Origin of the sequence: Sulfitobacter sp., assembly GCF_036960155.1 — a bacterium.
Lineage (GTDB): Bacteria > Pseudomonadota > Alphaproteobacteria > Rhodobacterales > Rhodobacteraceae > Sulfitobacter.
Genome location: NZ_JBALWB010000007.1, coordinates 136304 through 157131 on the forward strand (window position 1 = coordinate 136304; position 20828 = coordinate 157131).

General features: G+C 54.2%; 22 protein-coding genes. 13 read left to right on the forward strand and 9 right to left on the reverse strand.

Going from position 1 to position 20828, the window contains the following annotated elements; all coding sequences use genetic code 11:
* Positions 1-39 precede the first annotated feature (39 nt).
* The 6 genes from V7775_RS15855 to V7775_RS15880 all read left to right on the forward strand — a co-directional run bounded on the left by V7775_RS15855 (position 40) and on the right by V7775_RS15880 (position 5314).
* On the forward strand, positions 40-948 hold the full coding sequence (locus V7775_RS15855) for a DMT family transporter (RefSeq protein WP_335752879.1): 909 nt from the start codon (positions 40-42) through the stop codon (positions 946-948).
* Between the two features lie 30 nt (positions 949-978).
* On the forward strand, positions 979-1827 hold the full coding sequence (locus tag V7775_RS15860) for an ATPase (protein ID WP_335752880.1): 849 nt from the start codon (positions 979-981) through the stop codon (positions 1825-1827).
* Between the two features lie 80 nt (positions 1828-1907).
* Positions 1908-2825, forward strand: coding sequence for a homoserine O-succinyltransferase (locus V7775_RS15865; protein ID WP_335752881.1), 918 nt, complete (start codon positions 1908-1910; stop codon positions 2823-2825).
* A 1-nt stretch (position 2826) separates the two neighbouring features.
* Entirely contained in the window at positions 2827-3786 is a 960-nt protein-coding gene (locus tag V7775_RS15870) for an alpha/beta fold hydrolase (protein ID WP_335752882.1), read from the forward strand.
* Between the two features lie 48 nt (positions 3787-3834).
* Complete coding sequence (gene ppk2, locus V7775_RS15875) at positions 3835-4704, forward strand: polyphosphate kinase 2 (RefSeq protein ID WP_335752883.1); 870 nt, start codon at positions 3835-3837, stop codon at positions 4702-4704.
* Complete coding sequence (locus tag V7775_RS15880) at positions 4697-5314, forward strand: TetR/AcrR family transcriptional regulator (RefSeq protein ID WP_335752884.1); 618 nt, start codon at positions 4697-4699, stop codon at positions 5312-5314. The genes ppk2 and V7775_RS15880 overlap by 8 nt, the downstream gene beginning before the upstream one ends.
* Before the next feature lie 6 nt (positions 5315-5320).
* On the opposite strand, the gene V7775_RS15885 is transcribed toward V7775_RS15880, so the two are convergent.
* From V7775_RS15885 to V7775_RS15900, 4 genes are all read right to left on the reverse strand, one after another.
* Positions 5321-6313, reverse strand: coding sequence for an LLM class flavin-dependent oxidoreductase (locus V7775_RS15885; protein WP_335752885.1), 993 nt, complete (start codon positions 6311-6313; stop codon positions 5321-5323).
* A gap of 115 nt (positions 6314-6428) precedes the next feature.
* Positions 6429-6917: a 30S ribosomal protein S9 gene (gene rpsI / locus V7775_RS15890; RefSeq protein WP_335752886.1), complete on the reverse strand. Its 489-nt coding sequence runs from the start codon at positions 6915-6917 to the stop codon at positions 6429-6431.
* Between the two features lie 2 nt (positions 6918-6919).
* Complete coding sequence (rplM, locus tag V7775_RS15895) at positions 6920-7381, reverse strand: 50S ribosomal protein L13 (protein WP_298863026.1); 462 nt, start codon at positions 7379-7381, stop codon at positions 6920-6922.
* Between the two features lie 159 nt (positions 7382-7540).
* Entirely contained in the window at positions 7541-8950 is a 1410-nt protein-coding gene (locus V7775_RS15900) for an aminotransferase-like domain-containing protein (RefSeq protein WP_335752887.1), read from the reverse strand.
* A 101-nt stretch (positions 8951-9051) separates the two neighbouring features.
* On the opposite strand from V7775_RS15900, the gene V7775_RS15905 reads away from it, so the two are divergent.
* A complete protein-coding gene (locus tag V7775_RS15905) occupies positions 9052-9285 on the forward strand; it encodes a DUF1127 domain-containing protein (protein WP_335752888.1) in 234 nt (77 codons plus the stop codon).
* Positions 9286-9398: 113 nt separating this feature from the next.
* On the opposite strand, the gene V7775_RS15910 is transcribed toward V7775_RS15905, so the two are convergent.
* Entirely contained in the window at positions 9399-9839 is a 441-nt protein-coding gene (locus V7775_RS15910; RefSeq protein WP_335752889.1) for a PaaI family thioesterase, read from the reverse strand.
* A 57-nt stretch (positions 9840-9896) separates the two neighbouring features.
* On the opposite strand from V7775_RS15910, the gene V7775_RS15915 reads away from it, so the two are divergent.
* The 5 genes from V7775_RS15915 to gluQRS all read left to right on the forward strand — a co-directional run bounded on the left by V7775_RS15915 (position 9897) and on the right by gluQRS (position 15260).
* Positions 9897-10682, forward strand: a complete 786-nt coding sequence (locus V7775_RS15915; RefSeq protein WP_335752890.1) for an enoyl-CoA hydratase — start codon at positions 9897-9899, stop codon at positions 10680-10682.
* A gap of 100 nt (positions 10683-10782) precedes the next feature.
* Positions 10783-12102: a cytochrome-c peroxidase gene (locus tag V7775_RS15920; RefSeq protein WP_335752891.1), complete on the forward strand. Its 1320-nt coding sequence runs from the start codon at positions 10783-10785 to the stop codon at positions 12100-12102.
* A 339-nt stretch (positions 12103-12441) separates the two neighbouring features.
* A complete protein-coding gene (trmFO, locus tag V7775_RS15925) occupies positions 12442-13791 on the forward strand; it encodes a methylenetetrahydrofolate--tRNA-(uracil(54)-C(5))-methyltransferase (FADH(2)-oxidizing) TrmFO (RefSeq protein WP_335752892.1) in 1350 nt (449 codons plus the stop codon).
* Positions 13792-13809: 18 nt separating this feature from the next.
* Positions 13810-14415 carry a class I SAM-dependent DNA methyltransferase gene (locus V7775_RS15930; protein WP_335752893.1) on the forward strand — a complete coding sequence of 202 codons (606 nt, stop codon included), beginning with the start codon at positions 13810-13812 and terminating at the stop codon, positions 14413-14415.
* Positions 14412-15260: a tRNA glutamyl-Q(34) synthetase GluQRS gene (gene gluQRS / locus V7775_RS15935; RefSeq protein ID WP_335752894.1), complete on the forward strand. Its 849-nt coding sequence runs from the start codon at positions 14412-14414 to the stop codon at positions 15258-15260. The genes V7775_RS15930 and gluQRS overlap by 4 nt, the downstream gene beginning before the upstream one ends.
* Here gluQRS and hisI read toward each other — a convergent pair.
* Positions 15257-15613: a phosphoribosyl-AMP cyclohydrolase gene (hisI, locus tag V7775_RS15940; RefSeq protein ID WP_335752895.1), complete on the reverse strand. Its 357-nt coding sequence runs from the start codon at positions 15611-15613 to the stop codon at positions 15257-15259. The two genes, gluQRS and hisI, sit on opposite strands and share 4 nt — an antisense overlap.
* 75 nt (positions 15614-15688) lie before the next feature.
* Between hisI and V7775_RS15945 the strand changes: the two genes are divergently transcribed.
* On the forward strand, positions 15689-16135 hold the full coding sequence (locus tag V7775_RS15945; RefSeq protein ID WP_335752896.1) for an iron-sulfur cluster assembly scaffold protein: 447 nt from the start codon (positions 15689-15691) through the stop codon (positions 16133-16135).
* 191 nt (positions 16136-16326) lie between these two features.
* On the opposite strand, the gene V7775_RS15950 is transcribed toward V7775_RS15945, so the two are convergent.
* The 3 genes from V7775_RS15950 to ligA form a co-directional block, all read right to left on the reverse strand.
* Positions 16327-16455, reverse strand: a complete 129-nt coding sequence (locus tag V7775_RS15950; protein ID WP_335752897.1) for a hypothetical protein — start codon at positions 16453-16455, stop codon at positions 16327-16329.
* A 97-nt stretch (positions 16456-16552) separates the two neighbouring features.
* Complete coding sequence (recG, locus tag V7775_RS15955; RefSeq protein ID WP_335752898.1) at positions 16553-18643, reverse strand: ATP-dependent DNA helicase RecG; 2091 nt, start codon at positions 18641-18643, stop codon at positions 16553-16555.
* Entirely contained in the window at positions 18640-20775 is a 2136-nt protein-coding gene (ligA, locus tag V7775_RS15960; RefSeq protein WP_335752899.1) for an NAD-dependent DNA ligase LigA, read from the reverse strand. Before ligA ends, recG begins: the two co-directional genes overlap by 4 nt.
* Positions 20776-20828: the final 53 nt, after the last annotated feature.

The window sequence follows — 20828 nt, forward strand, 5'->3', positions numbered from 1 at the left end:
TCGGATCGCTCCCCCTGCGCATTTGCCTAAGGTATCCCCATGAATGAACGTAGAATCTCCGCAGAAAGCTGGGGCCTTATGGCCATCCTTGCCCTTTTATGGGGCGCATCCTTTTTATCCATCCGGATTGCGCTGGATGAAATCCCGCCGCTTACAGCAATGGCACATCGCGTAGGTTGGGCTACGCTGGTTCTTTGGATTTATGTAATCGCACGTCGCATGCCATTGCCACGCGATCGCAAAATTTGGATCAGTTTCCTCGGAATGGGCCTTTTGAATAATGTCATCCCGTTCACCCTGATGGCTTGGGGACAGCTCTATATTCCGTCTGGCCTCACCTCGATCTTCAACGCGGCTACCGCGATCTTTGGTGTTCTTGTTGCCGCGCTCTTGCTCAACGACGAACGCCTATCGGGTCGAAAAGCTATTGGTGTGGCCATCGGATTCGCCGGCGTGGTTACGGCCATCGGTTTTGAAAGCCTGCGCAACTTTGACATCACCTCATTGGCGCAACTGGCTGTTCTGGCAGGAACGGTTTCATATGCTTTTGCTGGTGTTTGGGCGCGAAAACGACTGGCTGGCTTGGCCCCACAGGTTGCCGCAGCTGGAATGTTAACCGCCTCAACCGTCATATTGGTCCCGCTTGCGTGGGTGTTTGATGGCCCGATCAGCATTGATCTACAGCCGCGTACCTTTATGGCCATTGCCTATTTCGCACTTGGCGCAACTGCCATCGCCTACTTGCTGTACTACCGCGTCCTCACGCTTGCGGGCAGCGGCAACTTGATGCTGGTCACTCTGATGGTCACGCCCATTGCTATTGTGCTGGGTTCGGTGGTCTTGGGCGAGACCCTGTCTCCGAATGCCTACAAAGGATTTGCCTTATTGGCCCTTGGCCTTGCCATCATTGATGGCCGTGTGATTGACCGGATGCGGCGCGCGCGCTAGGGAAGTCCAACCCTACTAACGGAGGCAACAATGCTCTATCCCGACGCAAAAACCTGGCGCGCTGCGCCGCGCAAATCTGTGCTGTTTTTCGGCATGTCGGGACTGGGTAAAACACATGTCTCTGACCTATTGGTCCAGCAAGGTGGCTGGTTCCATTATTCAGTCGATTACCGCATCGGCACGTCGGGCATGTACCGCCATATTAAGGACAATCTGATCGCACACGCCATGCGCGACCCGTTTTTGGCCGAAATGCTGCGCACCGATACCATTTATCTGGAACCAAACGTCCACAATCACGATCTCAGTGCGGTTGCGGGTTACCTTGGAAAACCGGGTGATCCTGCGCGCGGCGGCCTGCCCATGGCTGAATATAAACGGCGCCAAGACCAATTCCGCACAGCCGAGATTGCCGCACTTAAAGACACTGCGGCGTTTATGGAGCGTGCACAGTCCCTGTACGGCTATCAGAATTTCATCTGCGATACTGGCGGATCAATTTGCGAATGGATCGATCCTGAGGATGACAATGATCCGCTGTTACAAGAATTGTCCCAACACTGCCTATTGGTGTGGATCAAGGGCGATGAAGCACACTCTCAAGAGCTAAATCGCCGCTTTGATATTGCCCCTAAACCAATGGCCTATCAGCCAGAGTTCCTTGAACGCATTTGGAACCAATACTTGAGTGAAAACAACACACAAGAAAAGGATGTTGATCCAGATAGTTTTATCCGTTGGACCTATGCACAGGCTTTGGCACACCGCCAACCGCGGTATGCAGCGATGGCACGCCACGGTGTGACCGTTACCGCCGATGACATCCATTCAGTAACCAGCGCACAAGACTTTGACGATCTCATCGCCTCCAAGCTGTGAACACATCCACGTGCACGCCCTTGAGGCACACCGCCACCACCGCTATCCGTGACGTCCGTCTATAGAAGAAGAGCAAAACCATGCCCATCAAGATTCCAGCCACCCTGCCCGCATATGACGTTCTCACCCGTGAAGGTGTCAGCGTCATGGACGAAGATCAGGCCGCACGTCAGGACATCCGTCCGCTGCGGATTGCGTTGCTGAATTTGATGCCAAAGAAGATCCAGACAGAAAACCAGTTTGCCCGCCTGATCGGCGCAACCCCGTTGCAGATTGAACTGACGTTGCTGCGCATGTCAGATCACCAAACCCGCAACACTGCTGCTGAACACATGGAAAGCTTTTACCGCCCTGTATCTGAGGTGTGGGACCAAAAGTATGACGGGTTAATCATTACCGGTGCCCCTATTGAGCATTTGGACTTCCAAGACGTCAGCTATTACGCCGAGTTAGAGCGTGTAATGGATTGGACCCAGACCAATGTACAATCCACTATGGCTGTCTGTTGGGGTGGCATGGCGATGATTAACCATTTTCATGGCGTGAAAAAACACATGCTTGAGCATAAGGCATTTGGCTGTTTCCGCCATGCCAATCTTGCCCACACGTCTCCCTATCTCAACGGGTTCTCGGATGATTGCGTGATCCCTGTCTCGCGGTGGACCGAAATACGCCAAGCAGAAATAGATGCGGCAGATGGCCTCAAAACGCTTCTTGGCAGTGACAAGGTTGGCCCTGCGTTGGTTGAAGATGCGGCGCACCGTGCCGTCTATATTTTCAATCATTTTGAGTATGATAGCGACTCTCTTAAGCAGGAATATGACCGTGATGTTGCTGCAGGAACGCCGATTAACATTCCTGAAAACTACTATGCCAATGATGATCCTGCTCTGTCACCCGTGAACCGCTGGCGCAGCCATGCCCATTTGCTTTATGGTAACTGGATTCAGGAAATTTATCAGTCCACGCCTTATGACATGCAAAAAATCGGTAACTAGAATGGTATGGATCGCCGCGTTATTTTTGGCGTTGGCCTTTGCTGTACAATGGCGTGCCGCGGCCCGCGAAACGGCCGCAAATAAGGGCTATCCTCCGCAGGGACGTATTGTGGATGTCGATGGCACATCAGTGCATGTGTTGATCGCTGGTACTGGCCCCGATCTGGTTTTGATCCACGGTGCCAGCGGTAATGTACGCGATTGGACCATTGATTTTGCCGACCGCGTCTCGGATCGCTACCGTGTCATTATGTTCGATCGCCCCGGGCTTGGCTGGACTGGTCGCTTGAAAGGCAAAACCGGCGCGTGGAATGTAAAATCTGAATCGCCGATGGAGCAAGCCGCCTTGTTGCAAAAGGCTGCGGCCATTGTTGGCATTGATCACCCCATTGTTGTGGGCCATTCTTTTGGCGGCGCGGTTGCAATGGCTTGGGCGCTGAGCCAGCCCAAAGAAACGGCTGCTGTTGTGATGTTAGCTGCCGTATCAAATCCTTGGCCCGGAAACCTAGGCTGGACGTATACGTGGGGCGGCACATCTTTTGGTGGCGCGTTCCTGATGCCTGCCATCTCTGCCTTTGTGCCTGACAGTTATATAAATACCAGCGTAGAAAGCATCTTTGCGCCTCAAAATGCGCCCAAAGGGTACGCCGAACAGGTGGGTGCTGGCCTGATCCTGCGGCGCGAAAGCCTGCGTGCAAACGCCCAACAGGTGAATTCCCTGCGGCCCCACATCGTAAAAATGTCAAAGCGGTACAGGGGGTTACAGACACCACTTGAGATCGTGCACGGTGATGCGGATACAATTGTGCCACTCTCTGTACATTCTGAACCATTATCGAGCCAAGTCGAAGGCGCGGTCCTGACCGTCCTAAAAGGCGTCGGCCACATGCCCCACCACGCTGCCCCGGGCGCGGTAGAGGATGCAATCGACCGCGCAGCCGCACGTGCGGGTTTGCGTTAATCTCCTTAACATCGCATATTGCATTGATAAATGAGCAAGAGGTCCCCCATGGAGCTGCCCTTTGATGGTGCCATCAGCGCCTACTACAAGAATGACGCGCCAAAAGACGTGCGCGATGCGGTAAAGCATGCGCAAAAAAGCGATATTCTATCAGGCAGCTATCCACACCAAAACAGCATGGCCCGCAAATCATATGAACGCGACATGGCGGCGCTCCAGATTGAACTGGTGAAACTACAGGCATGGGTGCGTGAAAGCGGCACGCGCATTGCTATGGTGTTTGAAGGCCGGGATGCGGCAGGCAAAGGCGGCACAATCGGGCGCTTCCGGATGAATCTGAACCCGCGCGGCGCACATGTTGTCGCGCTCAGTAAACCCTCGGATGAAGAACGCAGCCAGTGGTATTTTCAAAGATACATCAAACACCTCCCCTCCGAGGGTGAAATAAAATTCTTTGATCGTTCATGGTATAACCGCGGTGTCGTTGAGCCAGTATTTGGCTTTTGCACCGATCAGCAAAACAAGCAGTTCTTCACCCAAGTTCAACCCTTTGAACAGATGTTGGTCGAGGATGATATTCACCTTTTCAAATTCTGGCTCAATGTCGGGCGTGAAGAACAGCTGCGCCGCATGCTTCAACGTGAACAAGACCCCCTAAAGCAATGGAAACTATCAGGAATAGACGTAAAAGGCCTGAATCTTTGGGAGGAATACACCGCAGCTATTCAAGACACGCTAACGCGCAGTCATTCGCCCCATGCACCGTGGACAATTGTGCGTTCGGATGACAAACGCCGTGCACGCCTAAGTGCCATACGCACAATACTGCATCACTTTGATTATACTCATAAAGACGTAAATGCGGTTGGTGACATCGACACCAGCATTTGCGGGGGGCCAGATATCTGGGATGCCTAAACGCGGTTATCACCACGGCAACTTGCGTCAGGCATTGGTCGACGCCGCACTCAAGCTGATCGAGCTGCGCGGCCCAACCGGCTTTACGCTGTCCGAGGCAGCCAAACAGGCGGGTGTGACCCCTGCTGCTGTCTATCGCCATTTTGAAGGCCGCGAAGACCTGATCGCGGAGGCCGCCCTGCAGGGGTATGAAATTTTCGGTGACCTCATGCAGTTCGCTTATGAAAGCGGCCAGCCCTCGGCCTTGCAAGCCTTTGAAGCAACGGGCCGCGCCTATCTGGCATTTGCGCGCAGATACCCCGGACACTATATCGCGATGTTTGAAAGTGGCGTGCAAGTTAACCGCACTGCCGCGCTGGCCAGCGTCGCCAACCGCGCCAATGCGGTTCTGGAACAGGCCGCAACCGACCTTAGCCAGCACATCCCCGAGGACAAACGCCCACCCGCCTCCATGTTTTCGGCGCATATTTGGGCGCTCAGCCACGGTGTGGTTGAACTGTTTGCGCGTAACTCACCCGGTCGCGCATCCCCATTTCCACCCGAAGACTTGCTGGAAACAGGGATCGGGATTTATCTGCGCGGATTGGGCCTGATTGCCCCCGACGAATAGCAGACCTTAACCAGCCGCCAAATCCGCCATTGCCTGCGCCGCAATCTCAAACGAGCGTTTGCGTGCAACTTGGTCATGGATTTGTCCGGTTATGATCAACTCGTCGGGTTTGTATTTCGCAATCAACTCCCCCAATTGGCGGTGCACTGTCTCTGGACTGCCAGTCGCCGAAATACGTAATGCTTGGTCCACACCACGGCGCAGCGCGATGCCGATCTCGGCGTCGATATCTTCAACCGGATAAGGTAGCTTGCTGGGCTTGCCGCTGCGCAACCGAGCAAAGGCCTGCTGAACGGATGTACGCAGATAGGTCGCCTCCTCGTCTGTGTCCGCCCCGATTACATTAACCGCCAGCATGAATTTTGGTGCAGCCAATGCCTTGGATGGCTTGAAATCACGACGGTAAATATAAGACGCATCCTCTAACGCATCAGGGGCAAAATGCGATGCAAAAGCATAAGGCAGCCCAAAATGTGCCGCCAGTTGCGCGCCATACAAGGATGACCCCAAAATCCATAAGGGTACATGTGTACCCTGCCCCGGATGGGCCTGAACAGGTGCCATTGGGTCAGCATCGTCAAGATACCCCATCAGTTCGGCGACCTCTGCGGGGAAATTATCCTCTCCAGTCCGCCCACGCCGCAGCGCCTGCCACACCGCATGATCACCACCCGGCGCACGGCCCAAACCCAGATCAATACGGTCGCCATATAAGCTGGCTAACGTTCCGAATTGTTCTGCGATCGTCAGCGGTGCGTGGTTGGGTAGCATAATGCCCCCCGCACCCACACGTATGGTTTTGGTTTTACTCGCGACATGGCCCAATAAGACAGCAGTCGCCGCGGATGCGATGCCCGGCATATTGTGATGCTCGGCCATCCAGTAACGGTGGTATCCCAACGCTTCGACGTAGGGCCCCAAATCTGCAGTATTGCGCATCGCATCTGCAACTGTGCTGCCCTCAGGAACGGGACAGAGATCAAGTACTGAAAATTTCATGGGAATCCCTTGGTCATGTCACATCAACATAGGCATGCCACGCATCACACAAAAGAGGTCAAAACGAAAAAGGCCGCACCCTGCGGCGCGGCCTTTTCCAAAAATGTCGTAAAACTTAACGCTTGGAGAACTGGAAGCTCTTACGCGCTTTTGCCTTACCGTATTTCTTACGCTCAACAACACGACTGTCGCGCGTCAGGAAGCCTGCCGCTTTGAGTGCGCCGCGCAGGGAGGGATCATACAGCTGCAGTGCTTTGGAAACACCGTGCTTAACCGCACCAGCTTGACCTGACAAACCGCCGCCTTTGACTGTCGCGAAGACGTCAAATTGGCCATCTGTACCTGTCACGCCGAAAGGCTGCTGAAGAACCATTTGCAGCACCGGGCGTGCAAAGTATTCGTTCTGCGGCTTGCCGTTAACGACAACCTTACCGGAACCGGGCTTGATCCAGACGCGGGCTACCGCATCTTTACGTTTGCCAGTTGCATAGGCACGGCCGAACTCGTCGCGGACGGGCTCACGTGGTATCAATTCAACTTCTGGAGTGGCTTCGATGCCGGCAACAGATGCGAGATCTTCGAGTGTGTTGATTTCGTCAGCCATGCTCATGCGCTCCGTGTGTTTTTCTTGTTCATGGATGCAACATCCAGAACGGTAGGCTCTTGGGCCTCATGAGGATGCTCACCACCAGCGTATACACGCAGGTTGGTCATGATCTGACGGCTCAAGCGGTTGCCAGGCAACATGCGCTTAACGGCCAAAGTAACGATACGCTCGGGGTGCTTGCCCTCAAGAATGTCGGCTTTGGAACGTTCTTTGATCCCGCCAGGATGGCCGGTGTGCCAGTAGAACATCTCTTCACGTTTTTTGCCGGTCATTTGGATTTTCTCGGCGTTGATTACGATGACGTTGTCGCCGCAATCCATGTGAGGTGTAAAGGAGGGCTTATGCTTGCCCCGCAGACGCATGGCGATAATCGACGCAAGACGGCCCAACACGATGCCTTCGGCGTCGATGATGATCCATTTCTTGTCAATGTCTGCCGGTGTTGCAGAAAAGGTTTTCATGTACGGTAATCCCGTTAGTGTGGATTGGGGCAGATACCCCTATGTGATGGCTGGGTTATAAACACCCCGCAGGTCACGTCAAGCACCCCAAAACTCAATAAATACAGCAATTTCAATTGCTTGAAATTAAGGTATTATTTTACCCCACAAATTCACACCTCAAACAGATATCTCATCCATCGGATTGTTCAGCAAATCGCGCAAACGTGCCATCGCAGCCTCGAAACTACTCAGACTAACACCAGCATTTATCGCCATGCGCACCGCATGAGGGGTCTGGGCATGGCGTGCTGCGAATTCTTCAGCTGCACGCACACGGACACCGCGTGTTTCTGCCGCGCGGCAAAACGCACTGGCGCGCCACCCTTCCGGCAGATTTAGCCAGACAAACGGGACATCCGCCCGCCAACGCAAATCATATGCGCCGAGCGCGTTCACTGCCGCCTTGACATAGTCACTGATCCCGTCTCGCGTACGCTCCATCACGGCATCGATCTGAGGGTGAACCAATAAAGCAGCAGTTAAATCTGTGATCGGTGTCGCAAGCCCAAAAAAGCCATGCTCGGCAGCTCGGTGAAGGATTGGCGTGAATTCGCGCGGCGCAACTGCACACCCGACACGTAATGCGGGCGTTATCGATTTACTGAGCGAAGTAATATACCATCCCCGTTCAGGTGCTAGGCGGCGATACCCAGGCTCTTCGGCATGCCCCATTCGATAACAGTCATCCTCGACAATCTGCAGATCAAAACAACGCGCTACTTTGACAATTTCGCGCCGACGCTCAAGCGGGCTAAACCCGCATGTGGGGCTATGGACCTCCGGTGAGGTGCAAATAATCTGTGCTTCGGGATATCGTGCCGCAGCGGCAGCAAGGGCAATTGGACATAACCCGTCATCATCCATAGCAATCGAGACCACATCAGCGCGCAACGCCGCAGCAGCGCGCCGAAACCCCGGATAACATAACTCTTCTACAAAGATGACTGGACGCCGTCCCTTCAGGATTGCTTGATACACCAACATAATTGCGTTTTGGCCACCATTGCACAGAACAATGTCCGTCTCCTTTAATGGCCCTGTTGGCGTGTCGCGCAACCAGTGCAGCATGGCTTCGCGTGCGGGCTTTGCCCCCCGACGGGACGGATAATGCATCACGCCTGATGGTGGATCATTTGCGACCTCAGCCAACAGGGTTCGGATCAATTTTGATTGGCCACCATTCGGCAAATGCGGTGAGAACAGATTGACGTCAAAGTTATCGCCCCCCGTCAGGTGTTCAATCACATCCATTTCCATAAGGTTCAGCGGTGGTTCAACCTTTGGCGCAGCAACAAATGTGCCTCGGCCCACTTCTGCTATCAGGACCCCCTCGTCGGTCAAAACCGTATATGCACGCGCAACGGTACCCGGCGTCATCGCCAACTTCCAACCCAATTCCCGCACCGGCGGCAGCTTATCGCCCTGCGCCAATGCGCCCGACGAGATGGCCTCGCGGATGGATTGAACCACGGCACGGTATTTGGGTTTTACAGCGAGATCGATGGCGGGCGCCCAAATTGTATCCATTACAATATTTCCATAGATAAGCGTGAATTTCTATTGTACCCCCATTGTATGGCAACGACGCCACATTGTGTCAATACAATATATTTACAGGAGATTTACCCATGACACACGCAGCTACACTGACAAACGACGCCCTCGCGGTTCTCAACACCACACGCAGCCTTCCGCTGCTGGCGGTTGTTAGCGTTAAGTTTGCGGCCTGTGTGACAAAATGGGTAACCCGCCGCCGCACGCGCCTTAATCTAGATCAACTAGAAGCATGGCAGCTGCGAGACGTGGGAATTACACCTGACGCGGCTCGTGACGAGACGCGCAAGGTGTTCTGGAGGGCGTGACATCCCCGTGACGTGAGCCAGACCTCTTCACTTGGGCAGGGTTTTCCCTGCCCATTTTTAGTACAATGTTACAATTTTGGGTATTGAACCCCTACCCAATACAAATTGTACCCCTACCCCATTTTTGCAGGCGGTATCGCATAGGTCATCGTCGCTTGGGCCACCGGATTTTCCTGACCCTCAGAATGTATCAAAACATGGGAAACCGATAACTGGCGCCCCAGCTTTAACAGCTTGGCAGTTGCGATCAGATCAACACCAGAAGCGGGCTTGCGCATAAAATCCATTGAACAACTTGTCGTCACCGCCAATGCCTTTGGACCAATCATCGCCAAGGTCACAATGTAGGCTGACACATCCGCCAGCGCGAACATCGACGGTCCCGATACGGTCCCTCCGGGGCGCAAATGCCTCTCGGCAATCTTCATCCGAACAGTAACTTCGTTCGGCTTGACATCCTCAACGACAAAATCATCTGCAACTTGCAAAAACACCTGCTGCAAAAACGCTGTAATCTCTGGCGCCTGCATTATTACTTTGCCTGTACTGGCCATGCTTGTTCTCCCTACAAACTTATCGTTAGAGTTGCCGCAACAAAGGGAGCACGCAAGATGGCAATTTTAGAAGTAACGCAACGGGACGCCGTAACACACCTGACGATGAACAGCCCCGAGCGCCTGAATGCTCTAAGCGACGAAATGCTGGCCGCCCTGCAAGAAACTCTTGATACATTAGCGGATGATCCAAATTGCCGCGTGATTACCCTATCCGGTGAAGGCAAAGCATTTTGCGCAGGCCATGATCTGCGCCAGATGCAGGCCATGCGCCAGAATGACGACGCAGGTGCTGCCGCTTTTGCAGATCTGTTTGCGCGCTGCACCAATGTCATGATGCGCATCCAGTCGATGCCGCAGCCTGTGATCGCCCAAGTTCACGGCATCGCAACCGCCGCTGGCTGTCAGCTAGTAGCGACCTGTGACATGGCCGTCGCAGCCCAAGGAACACGTTTTGGCGTGAACGGCGTGAACATTGGCCTGTTCTGCTCAACGCCCATGGTCGCCCTTAGCCGTAACATCGCGCCCAAAAAAGCATTTGAAATGCTCACCACAGGTGAATTCATTCCGGCCGAGCGCGCCGAGGAATTGGGCCTGATCAACCGCGTTGTTGCTCCTGACGCTTTGGCCCGTGAAACCGCAGCCCTTGCTGATAAGATCGCAAGCAAGCTGGGTGCCGCAGTCAAAATCGGTAAACGCGCCTTTTACGACCAACTCGGCATGGGAACCCTAGAAGCCTATGATTTCACAGGTCAGGTGATGGTTGAAAACCTAAGCTATAGTGACACCCGCGAAGGCATGCAGGCCTTTATCGAAAAGCGGCCACCTAACTGGGAACAATAATTGTTTCCGATTAGAGCACGGTGTTTTTCCAATCCGGTAATCGTTAGTTTGATTAAAATGCCCTATGCCTCATCACGAAACCGTGAGGAGCGCGTGAACAATGAAATTGACGCTAGGAACCCTATGTGCCGGACTGCTCAGCAGTGCAGCAGTTTTTGCAGGCCCTTTGCCAACCGAAGCGACTGACGACGACTTTCACCAGTTTCCACAGGAATTAATTATGCTTGGCCGCGATCTGTTTTTTGACCCGATCCTATCGGGGAACAAAAACATCGCATGTGCAACCTGTCACCACCCTTCATTGGGTACATCAGATGCGATGTCCCTATCCGTTGGCGAAGGCGGCATCGGCCTTGGCGAAGACCGCCACGTAGACGCAGACAACGCGCCAAAAGCCCGTATCCCGCGCAATGCGCCAGTTTTATTCAATCTGGGCGCGCGGGAGTTTTCCGTCATGTTCCATGATGGCCGCACAGCAAAAGACCGCCATGCAATGTTTGGTATCCGCATGCCAGAGGGACGCACATTGGAACGTCCCATGCCCTCCGCCCTGGCCGCGCAGAACATTCTACCAATCCTATCCCCTGACGAAATGGCCGGACACCCCGGCGAAAACGACATTGCCGATGCTGTTGCCGCTGAACACATTCTGGGGCCAGATGGCGCATGGGACTTACTGACCAAACGCGTTGATGGCATTCCCGAATATAGTGACCGTTTTGATGCACTAGGGCGGACCGATCTGCACATCACCGACATTGGCACTGCCCTTTCAGCCTTTATCGGCTCAGAGTTCCGCGCCACAAACAGCCCCTTTGACCAATACCTGCAAGGCGGTGACGCCATGAACGAGGCCCAGCTGGACGGTATGGATCTGTTTTACGGCAAGGCGCGCTGTTCTACGTGCCACACGGGCACCTTCCAAACCGACCATAACTTTCACGCTATTGGCCTGCCGCAACTAGGACCAGGTAAAAACACCCACGCCGCATATGCCGACACGGGCCATGGCATGGTGTCTGGTGACCCCGAAGACATGTACCGCTTTCGCACGCCCACCCTGCGTAACGTGACCCAATCGGCGCCTTACGGCCATAACGGTGCCTATACCGATCTAGAAGACGTCGTGCGCCATCACCTAAATGCCGTGCAGGGATTGGCCAGTTATGACCGTAACAAACCTCTGCTCTCTGCTGAAGTTGCAACAGACGATTGGAAAGCAATGGATGATTTCGAAGAAGTCATGCGCATCGCAGAAGCCATCGAGATCAGTGATGTTGCCTTAGATGAGATCGAAATAGATAAGATTATGGCTTTTCTGGGTGCTCTCACGGATGAAACTGTTGGGAAAAAAGGACTGGGTGTTCCTGTATCTGTTCCCTCCGGATTGCCATTGGATCAGGTCTCGCCCCCCTCCTAAACCGCATTAACCCCTTAAAAACAGGCCTCTGCCGCATATCGCGTCGGGGGCTTTTTTTTGCCCGTTGTCATTGTTGCTGAATCGTCACCGCAGTGTTGCCAAACTACGTCTGTCAATTTGGGCAGCAATAAGGCACAAATAGGACATGGCACGACGAGCTGCCCCATTTTGGGTCGCCGACAACGGAAGGTCCCTCCAGATCAGACTCTCATCTGATCCCCCTTATCCCCGTTGCGGCGACCCCAAAATCACCCGGACATTTAGATAGATAGGGCATTTGCCCACCCCCTCAGCGCGCAGCCTGTTGCACCGCTGCGCACACTGGCTTATCTGCGCGTCATGGATAACACATTACACATCATCGGCGGCGGCATGGCCGGATCAGAGGCTGCATGGCAGGCTGCACACCTTGGCATAAAGGTCGTCATCCACGAAATGCGCCCCAAGGTAGAGACCTTTGCCCACCAGACAGGTTTGTTGGGCGAAATGGTTTGCTCAAACTCTTTCCGCTCGGATGACAGTGAACAGAACGCCGTGGGGCTGCTGCATTGGGAAATGCGTCAGGCAAACGGGCTAATTATGCAAACCGCCGAAAAGCACCGCCTGCCCGCAGGTGGCGCGTTGGCAGTCGACCGCGACCCCTTTGCGCAATCCGTAACAGACGCGCTATTGGCACATCCCAACATCAGCGTTGAATACGGTGAGATCACATCCCTGCCCGACAACGGCCATTGGATCATCGCCACAGGTCCGCTGACCTCAACAGATTTGGGCGCGGCCATTGCGGCTGAAACAGGCGCCGAGGCTTTGGCGTTCTTTGATGCCATCGCACCGATTGTCTACCATGACAGCATCGACATGAGCAAAGCGTGGATGCAGTCGCGCTATGATAAAGGCGAAACCGAGGAAGAGCGCACGGCCTACCTCAACTGCCCGATGGATGAGGCGCAGTATTACGACTTTATTGATGCGCTGGCCGCAGCGGATAAAACCGAATTCCACGAAAACGAAACCGCAGGATATTTTGACGGCTGCCTGCCCATCGAAGTCATGGCAGAACGTGGCCGCGAAACCCTGCGTTTTGGCCCAATGAAGCCAGTTGGCCTAACCAACCCGCACCAGCCAGAGGTAAAAGCCTATGCCGTGGTGCAACTGCGCCGCGACAACAAGCTGGGCACACTTTATAATATCGTCGGCTTTCAAACCAAAATGAAGTACGGTGCACAAACGGATGTTTTTAAACGCATTCCCGGCCTAGAGAATGCCAAGTTTGCGCGTTTGGGCGGCATTCACCGCAATACTTTCCTGAACTCTCCGACGCTGCTAGATGGCCAGATGCGTCTAAAATCACGCCCGAATGTTCGCTTTGCGGGTCAAATCACTGGGGTTGAAGGCTACGTCGAAAGTGCCGCCATGGGCATGCTGGCAGGTCGCCTTGCTGCGGCTGAGATTATGGGCACCACCCTTGATACACCACCACCGACCACGGCAACTGGCGCGCTTATTACCCACATCTCTGGAGGTGCCGAAGCCAAGACCTTCCAACCTATGAACGTCAACTTTGGCCTATTCCCACCTGTTGAGGGCCTCAAAAGCGGGCGACGCGGACGCAAAGACCGCTACAAAGCCTATACTGACCGCGCTAAAGTTGACTGGCAGGATTGGCTAAGCGCTGGACAAGAAGGTTAACAGCTTTATCATAGCGTGATGATCAAGACATATTTGGACAAAGCCTATACCGCCCGCGACGCTGAAGGCACGCGGGCGCTTTATGATAACTGGTCGGCGTCTTATGAAGACGAGATTGGCAAAAACGGCTACGCAACACCTGCGCGTTGCGCCGAGGCGCTGGCGTCTTTCGCCCCTGACAAAACGCTCCCCCTGTTGGATTTTGGCTGCGGCACTGGCCTTGCTGGTTTGGCGCTCAAGCTGGCAGGATTCGAAGTGATTGATGGTGTAGATTTATCATCCCAAATGCTGGAACAGGCCCGTGCAAAAGATCTCTACCGTACCCTCACCCAAATAGAACCCGACGCCGAATTGAACGGTGAGTATACGTTGATTAGCGCGGTTGGCGTCATCGGCGCTGGAGCGGCTCCCATTTCGACCCTTGATACATTGCTCCATGCGCTGCCAAGCGACGGGCTTTTGGTGTTTTCCTTCAACGATCACGCGCTGGAGCAACCCGAAAACATAGGCCGATTGAATGAGTGGTTGGATTGCGGCGCAGCGCGGCTCTTGTTTAGTGAATACGGTGATCACCTGCCCGAAATCGATATGGGGTCCAATGTCTATGTGGTTCAAAAAGCTTGATCTTTACCACTAGGTTTGCACCATCTCCGACTGGCCCTTTGCATTTGGGCCACGCATATTCAGCGCTACTTGCACATGACATTGCACGCGCTGAACACGGGCGTTTCCTGCTGCGGATTGAAGACATTGATCGGACCCGCGCCCGCGCCATTTGGGAAACGCAGATTTACGATGATCTCACGTGGTTAGGTGTAAGCTGGGAACAGCCGGCTATGCGCCAGTCGGATCGTCAGTCTGATTATGACACAGCGCTTGATGATCTTTGGGCAAGCGGGTTGCTGTATCCCTGTCACTGCACGCGGGCTGACATTTCTGCCGCCACCAGTGCCCCACAAGAAGGCGCCCCACAGCTTGGGCCTGACGGTGTTATCTACCCTGGGACCTGCCGACCACACCTAAATCCGGCGGTTCCCCGCCCGCGTGATACGGCGCTTCGTTTGGATATGGCAAAAGCATGCGCATCATTGGTAGAGCCCTTTGAATTCACGGAACTCAGTACAAATGAGATCGTTTCATTTACCGCAAGTGATATGATTAACAGTGTCGGCGATATCGTTTTGGCGCGCCGTGACATGGGCACATCCTATCACCTATCCGTGGTGCTGGATGACGCTGAGCAGGGAATCACCAATGTGATCCGCGGCAAGGACCTGTTTGAGGCAACCCAAATCCACATTCTGCTCCAAAAGCTGTTGGGCCTGCCGCATCCGCAGTATCTTCACCACCGCTTGATCCGAGATGACGCAGGTAAAAGGCTGGCAAAACGTGACGATGCCCGCGCCATCTCGCTTTACCGTACCCAAGGTGCAACCCCGCAAGACATCCGCGAGATGGTTGGCCTTTAGTCGTTTGGCGTCAGGTCGGTTTCACCGTCAACAGTAATGCCTGTGTAGAAACAACTGCGCCGCCCTGTATGACAGGCAGCGCCGACTTGGTGCACCTGCATCAATAGGCAATCTCGATCACAATCAACGCGAATCTCTTTGAGGGTTTGAACATGACCCGATGTTGCGCCCTTGGCCCAGAATTCCTGACGTGAACGGCTCCAATACGTCACCTGCCCTGTTTCCAGCGTGCGCATGAGGCTTTCAGCATTCATCCACGCCATCATCAAGATTTCGCCAGTGTCGAAATCTTGCGCAATTGCAGGAATTAGCCCCGCCTCATTGTAGGTCAGTGTTGAAGGATCAAAGGACATATTGGCGCGCCTCGTTAATTATTTTTTGCATCCGGTCATTATCTGCTTATGTAGAGGTCAGCCAAAGGAAATACCATGTCCAACGATAGCGATCTCATCAAGCTTTACTCAGGCCGCATTCTTGCACTAGCGGCAGATATTCCCCATCTCAGACGCCTCGATAAACCGGATGCAAGTGTATCGCGCCGCTCACCGCTGTGCGGTTCTAGTGTGACAGTAGATGTTCAGCTGAAAAACGGGCAACTTGAAGCCTTGGGACAAGACGTAAAAGCATGCGCCCTAGGTCAAGCAGCAGCAGCCGTAACAGCTGGCGCAGCCATTGGTACGTCTCTTGAGACAGTGCAGCTGGGCCGTGATCAGCTAAAGGCGATGCTAAAAGGCAAAGGCGGAGTGCCAGATGCGCCGTTCGACGGGTTTGAGGTTCTCCTCCCCGCAACAGAATATAAAAACCGTCACGCCTCGATCATGCTGAGCATCGAAGCATTGGCCGAAGCCATGAGCACAGCGCAGGAAATGGCATAAGGCAAAAAAATACGCCGCACACCCGGGACAGGTGGCGGCGCAAGGAAAGCGTTTCTCATGGGGACCCATGGTACGGTTTGGGGAGGGACCCCCAACATGTTATGGACAGGCAGTACGTAACATGAATGGTGCATCAATTTGGGACAAATGCACCGTTAAACCGACCCTGGCATGAGAGCGCAGGCAGAAAATCAGACAAGCCCGGGGAGATGTAGACCAACCACCAACATCACGATCAATGCAGCGGCTCCGGCTGCGTCCTGTACCAGCGTGTCTTGCGACCGCGCGGCAATGGCTTTGATTGTGTGGTAGAAGCTCATGTGTCTCTCCGTTCCTGTTGCCACTTTGTTCTCATATTCCTAAAGAACAGTAAAGAACTTTATGAGAACATTTGTGAACTTTTTAGAACATCCAAACTTAACCTACTGAAATCAAACGAATTGCCTCATCTTGCCGCATAAGCCACAAAAGCAGCCGTGCGGCGCGTCCGCGTTCTTTTTCCAGTTTTGGGTCATCATGCAGCAATTTCCGCGCGTCAGATTGCGCAACAGCCATCAAAGCTGCCTGTTTTTCCAAATCGGCGACTTTGAAACGCGGAACACCTGATTGGGCGGTTCCTATCAAATCCCCTGTACCGCGCATTTTCAAGTCGGTCTCGGCAATCACAAATCCATCTTCAGTCTCTCGAAGAACCTCCAGACGTTTCCGCCCTGTCTCAGAGAGAGGATTTTGATACATCAACAAACAGCTTGAGGCCTCAGACCCGCGCCCGACACGGCCACGTAGCTGGTGCAATTGTGCAAGGCCAAAACTCTCGGCGCGTTCAATTACCATGATTGAGGCGTTGGGCACATCCACGCCGACTTCGATCACCGTTGTCGCAACCAATAGCTTTGTTTCCCCTTGCTGGAAGGCTGCCATCGCAGCATCCTTATCAGCAGGCGGCATTTGGCCATGAACAAGACCAACAACCCCCTCGCCCAATGTCGCGCGCAGCCGTTTAAACCGTTCTTCCGCTGCTGTCAGATCGCTGACTTCGCTTTCCTCAACCAAGGGGCAAACCCAATAACACTGCCGCCCATCCGCGATTGCAGCACGCAGGCGTTCGGTCACCTGATCATAGCGGTCTGTGCTAATCAAAACGGTTTGGATTGGTTTACGGCCCGGTGGCTTTTCATCCAACACACTCACGTCCATGTCCCCGTATTGCGCCAAGGCAAGGCTGCGCGGGATCGGCGTGGCCGTCATGACCAAAACATCCGCCTGCCTCCCCTTGCGCCCCAGCTCAAGCCGTTGACGCACGCCAAATCGGTGCTGTTCATCCACCACGGCAAGGCGCAGATCATGGAACACAACAGTTTCCTGAAACACCGCATGTGTCCCGACAAGCACGTGAATATCTCCACGCTCCAATGCCGCAAGCTTCGCAGCACGCTCAGCGCCCTTGTCCCGTCCGGTCAATATCTCCAGCACCACGCCTGCACCCTCAGCAAGCGGCCTAAGCCCTTGTAAATGCTGACGGGCCAGAATTTCAGTGGGGGCCATCAACACACCCTGCCCGCCGGATTCCACCGCAGCCATCAGCGCCATAAACGCCACTAGCGTTTTACCCGCGCCAACATCCCCTTGCAGCAGACGGTTCATCCGCTGATCCGTCTCCATATCGGCTATGATCTCGGAAATTGCACGGGTCTGCGCCCCTGTTGGACTATACGGCAAGCTTTCTAGAACCTTAGCCTGTAGCAATCCTGTCGGCTCTGCGGAACGTCCTTTTTTGCGCCGCTCCACCTGTCGCGCCAAAGCCAATGTGATCTGATGCGCGAGCAACTCGTCATAGGCAAGACGCTCACGGGCAGGCGCAGTCGCGGAAATATCACTCAGCGATGTAGGCTCATGGGCGGTATTTACGGCGGAGGTAAAATCGGGCCACTCGGCCTTGGCCAACTGACCGGGATCGATCCACTCACCCATTTGGGGAATCAGCGCCAGCGCACCGCGCGAGGCCTTGTACATCAGTTTCTGGGTCACACCATTGGTCAGCGGATAAACTGGCTCAAAGCGCGGAATGCTGTCGCCTTCATCCTCAGGGACCAGAAAGTCAGGATGCACCATCTGAGGTACATTATCAAACAGCTCCACCCGACCAGAGACAATGCGGCGGCTGCCTTCGGGCAATTGACGCTGCCAGTAATCGCCACGCGCATGGAAGAAAACCAATTGAAACGAGGTCTTTGAATCCTCAACTTGAATGCGGTAGGCGCCGCCCTTGTTTCGGGGTGGCGCGTGTTGCCCGATGGTCACTGCAACCGTCACCGTTGTCGGAAAAAAGGCCCCCTCAACGGTTTCGATCAGACGCCGGTCAATCCCCGATTGTGGCAATGTAAACAACAAGTCACGCGGCGTGATAACACCCAACCCTGCAAAGTTCTGGGCTGTCTTGGGGCCAACACCAGTCAGCGTGTCCAACCCCGCAAATAGGGGAAATAAAGGTTCGGGGCGCGTGCTCATAGGTCTGCGATCAACTCAAGCCAACCGTCTTCATCCAGCGTTTTGATCCCCAACTCCTTTGCCTTCTTCTCTTTTGATCCGGCACCAGGGCCAGCAACTAACAAATCGGTTTTCGCACTCACCGAGCCGGACACTTTGGCGCCCAACCGCTCGGCGCGGGCCTTAGCCTCCGCCCTGCTCATTTTCTCGAGAGTACCCGTAAAGACAACGGTCTTGCCCGCCACCGGAGACCCCGAAGTATCTGCGCGTTTGGCTTCTTGCACATCCAACTGCGCCACAAGCCGCAAAATAGATGCATGTTCAGCCTCTTGCGCAAAGGCCCCAACAAGCGAACCAGCCATCACAGCCCCCATGCCATCGATGCCAATCAGGTCATCCCATGCGGGGCCTTCCTGTGCGCGCGCCTGTTCCATAGCCAGTTCCAACGCATCCCATGTACCGTAATGCAGCGCGACCATATTTGACGCAGCCTCTCCTACATGACGAATACCAAGCCCAAACAGCAGCCTCGCAAAGGGTATTTTCCGTTTGTCATCAATCGCGTCGAACACCCCATTTGCCGATTTTTCACCCCACCCGTCGCGGTTTTTGAGCTGCTGCATGCCAATGCTAAAGCGGTCCCTTAACGTGAAAATGTCCGCAGGTTCTTTGATCCATTTGTCTGTATAAAACTGCTCAACCTGTTTGGCGCCAAGCCCATCAATGTCAAACGCCCCGCGCGCAACAAAGTGTTTGAGCTTTTCGACAGCCTGTGCCGGGCAAATTAGCCCACCCGTACAGCGGCGCACTGCGTCCCCGGGTTCGCGCACAGCATCGCTATGGCATTGCGGGCACGTTTCAGGAAACACAAAGGCCTGTGCATTTGGGCCCCGTTTCGCGGTGTCCACATCCGCAATTTTCGGGATTACATCCCCAGCACGGTACACCTGTACCCAATCCCCTATTCGGATATCTTTACCGTCGCGAATTTCTTGGCCCTTGCTATCAAGACCTTTGATATAATCTTCGTTGTGAAGGGTCGCATTGGACACAACAACACCGCCAACGGTAACAGGCATCAACCGCGCAACGGGGCTAAGTGCACCAGTTCGCCCAACCTGAATGTCTATCCCTTCAAGCGTGGTCCATGCCAGTTCCGCCGGGAATTTATGTGAGGTAGCCCAACGCGGCGTAGTTGAGCGAAAGCCCAGACGTTCTTGCAAAATAAGATCATCAACCTTGTAGACAACACCATCAATATCATAGCCCAACGTCGCGCGTTGCGCTTCGATATCATTGTAATGCGCGATCATCTCGGTAGGGCCATAACAAAGCTTGGTCAGGGGATTCGTGGAAAAACCGAACTTTGCCAGTGCATGAATGGCCTCTAGCTGCGTATCCCCCAGTGGCGCTGATAGGCTACCCCACGCATAGGCAAAAAACCGCAGCGGGCGCGCGCGGGTTATTTCGGCATCCAACTGGCGCAATGATCCCGCAGCTGCATTGCGTGGATTGGCAAAAGGTTTGCCGCCGCGCTCTTCTTGGCGGGCATTGAGCGCGTCAAAATCAGCGTGGCTCATGTACACTTCGCCACGCACCTCTAGGACGTCTGGTGCGCCCGTTAACTGGTGCGGGATATCGACAATTGTACGTGCATTTGCGGTGACGTTCTCACCGACGGCACCGTCCCCGCGCGTTGCTGCCTGAATGAGGATGCCGTTTTCGTAACGCAATGAGAGCGAAAGACCGTCAATCTTGGGCTCTGCGGTAAAGGGCAACGGCGCATCGGCACCCAAACCTAAGTACTTACGAATAGATGCATCAAATTCTTCAACGTCTTCATCAGTGAATGCATTGGCCAGCGACAACATAGAAACGCTATGGGTTATTTTCCCAAACCCTGATGCTGGCGCAGCACCCACAACATCACTGGGGCTGTCACTTCGCTTTAATTTGGGGAACTGTTTCTCGATCGCGGCATTGCGCCGTTTCAGAGCATCGTACTGCGCATCAGATAGGTCGGGCGCGTCCTCAGTATGATAGGCCGTATTTGCACCTGCCAACTGCTTGGCCAGAACGGCCAGCTCGGCCTCGGCCTGATCAAGCGTCAGCGCCTCAATGTCCAGATCGGATGTGTTGATTTCAGAAGTCACTAAAACTGCCTTTGGTTTGCCGCCTATCCGCAATTAGATAGGCTGCGACCAAA

Excerpts from the sequence above, each read along its gene's own strand:
- V7775_RS15855 (WP_335752879.1), top strand. The coding sequence starts at position 40 with ATGAATGAACGTAGAATCTCCGCAGAAAGCTGGGGCCTTATGGCCATC.
- V7775_RS15860 (WP_335752880.1), top strand. The coding sequence starts at position 979 with ATGCTCTATCCCGACGCAAAAACCTGGCGCGCTGCGCCGCGCAAATCT.
- V7775_RS15865 (WP_335752881.1), top strand. The coding sequence starts at position 1,908 with ATGCCCATCAAGATTCCAGCCACCCTGCCCGCATATGACGTTCTCACC.
- V7775_RS15870 (WP_335752882.1), top strand. The coding sequence starts at position 2,827 with ATGGTATGGATCGCCGCGTTATTTTTGGCGTTGGCCTTTGCTGTACAA.
- ppk2 (WP_335752883.1), top strand. The coding sequence starts at position 3,835 with ATGGAGCTGCCCTTTGATGGTGCCATCAGCGCCTACTACAAGAATGAC.
- V7775_RS15880 (WP_335752884.1), top strand. The coding sequence starts at position 4,697 with ATGCCTAAACGCGGTTATCACCACGGCAACTTGCGTCAGGCATTGGTC.
- V7775_RS15885 (WP_335752885.1), bottom strand. The coding sequence starts at position 6,313 with ATGAAATTTTCAGTACTTGATCTCTGTCCCGTTCCTGAGGGCAGCACA.
- rpsI (WP_335752886.1), bottom strand. The coding sequence starts at position 6,917 with ATGGCTGACGAAATCAACACACTCGAAGATCTCGCATCTGTTGCCGGC.
- rplM (WP_298863026.1), bottom strand. The coding sequence starts at position 7,381 with ATGAAAACCTTTTCTGCAACACCGGCAGACATTGACAAGAAATGGATC.
- V7775_RS15900 (WP_335752887.1), bottom strand. The coding sequence starts at position 8,950 with ATGGATACAATTTGGGCGCCCGCCATCGATCTCGCTGTAAAACCCAAA.
- V7775_RS15905 (WP_335752888.1), top strand. The coding sequence starts at position 9,052 with ATGACACACGCAGCTACACTGACAAACGACGCCCTCGCGGTTCTCAAC.
- V7775_RS15910 (WP_335752889.1), bottom strand. The coding sequence starts at position 9,839 with ATGGCCAGTACAGGCAAAGTAATAATGCAGGCGCCAGAGATTACAGCG.
- V7775_RS15915 (WP_335752890.1), top strand. The coding sequence starts at position 9,897 with ATGGCAATTTTAGAAGTAACGCAACGGGACGCCGTAACACACCTGACG.
- V7775_RS15920 (WP_335752891.1), top strand. The coding sequence starts at position 10,783 with ATGAAATTGACGCTAGGAACCCTATGTGCCGGACTGCTCAGCAGTGCA.
- trmFO (WP_335752892.1), top strand. The coding sequence starts at position 12,442 with ATGGATAACACATTACACATCATCGGCGGCGGCATGGCCGGATCAGAG.
- V7775_RS15930 (WP_335752893.1), top strand. The coding sequence starts at position 13,810 with ATGATCAAGACATATTTGGACAAAGCCTATACCGCCCGCGACGCTGAA.
- hisI (WP_335752895.1), bottom strand. The coding sequence starts at position 15,613 with ATGTCCTTTGATCCTTCAACACTGACCTACAATGAGGCGGGGCTAATT.
- V7775_RS15945 (WP_335752896.1), top strand. The coding sequence starts at position 15,689 with ATGTCCAACGATAGCGATCTCATCAAGCTTTACTCAGGCCGCATTCTT.
- V7775_RS15950 (WP_335752897.1), bottom strand. The coding sequence starts at position 16,455 with ATGAGCTTCTACCACACAATCAAAGCCATTGCCGCGCGGTCGCAAGAC.
- recG (WP_335752898.1), bottom strand. The coding sequence starts at position 18,643 with ATGAGCACGCGCCCCGAACCTTTATTTCCCCTATTTGCGGGGTTGGAC.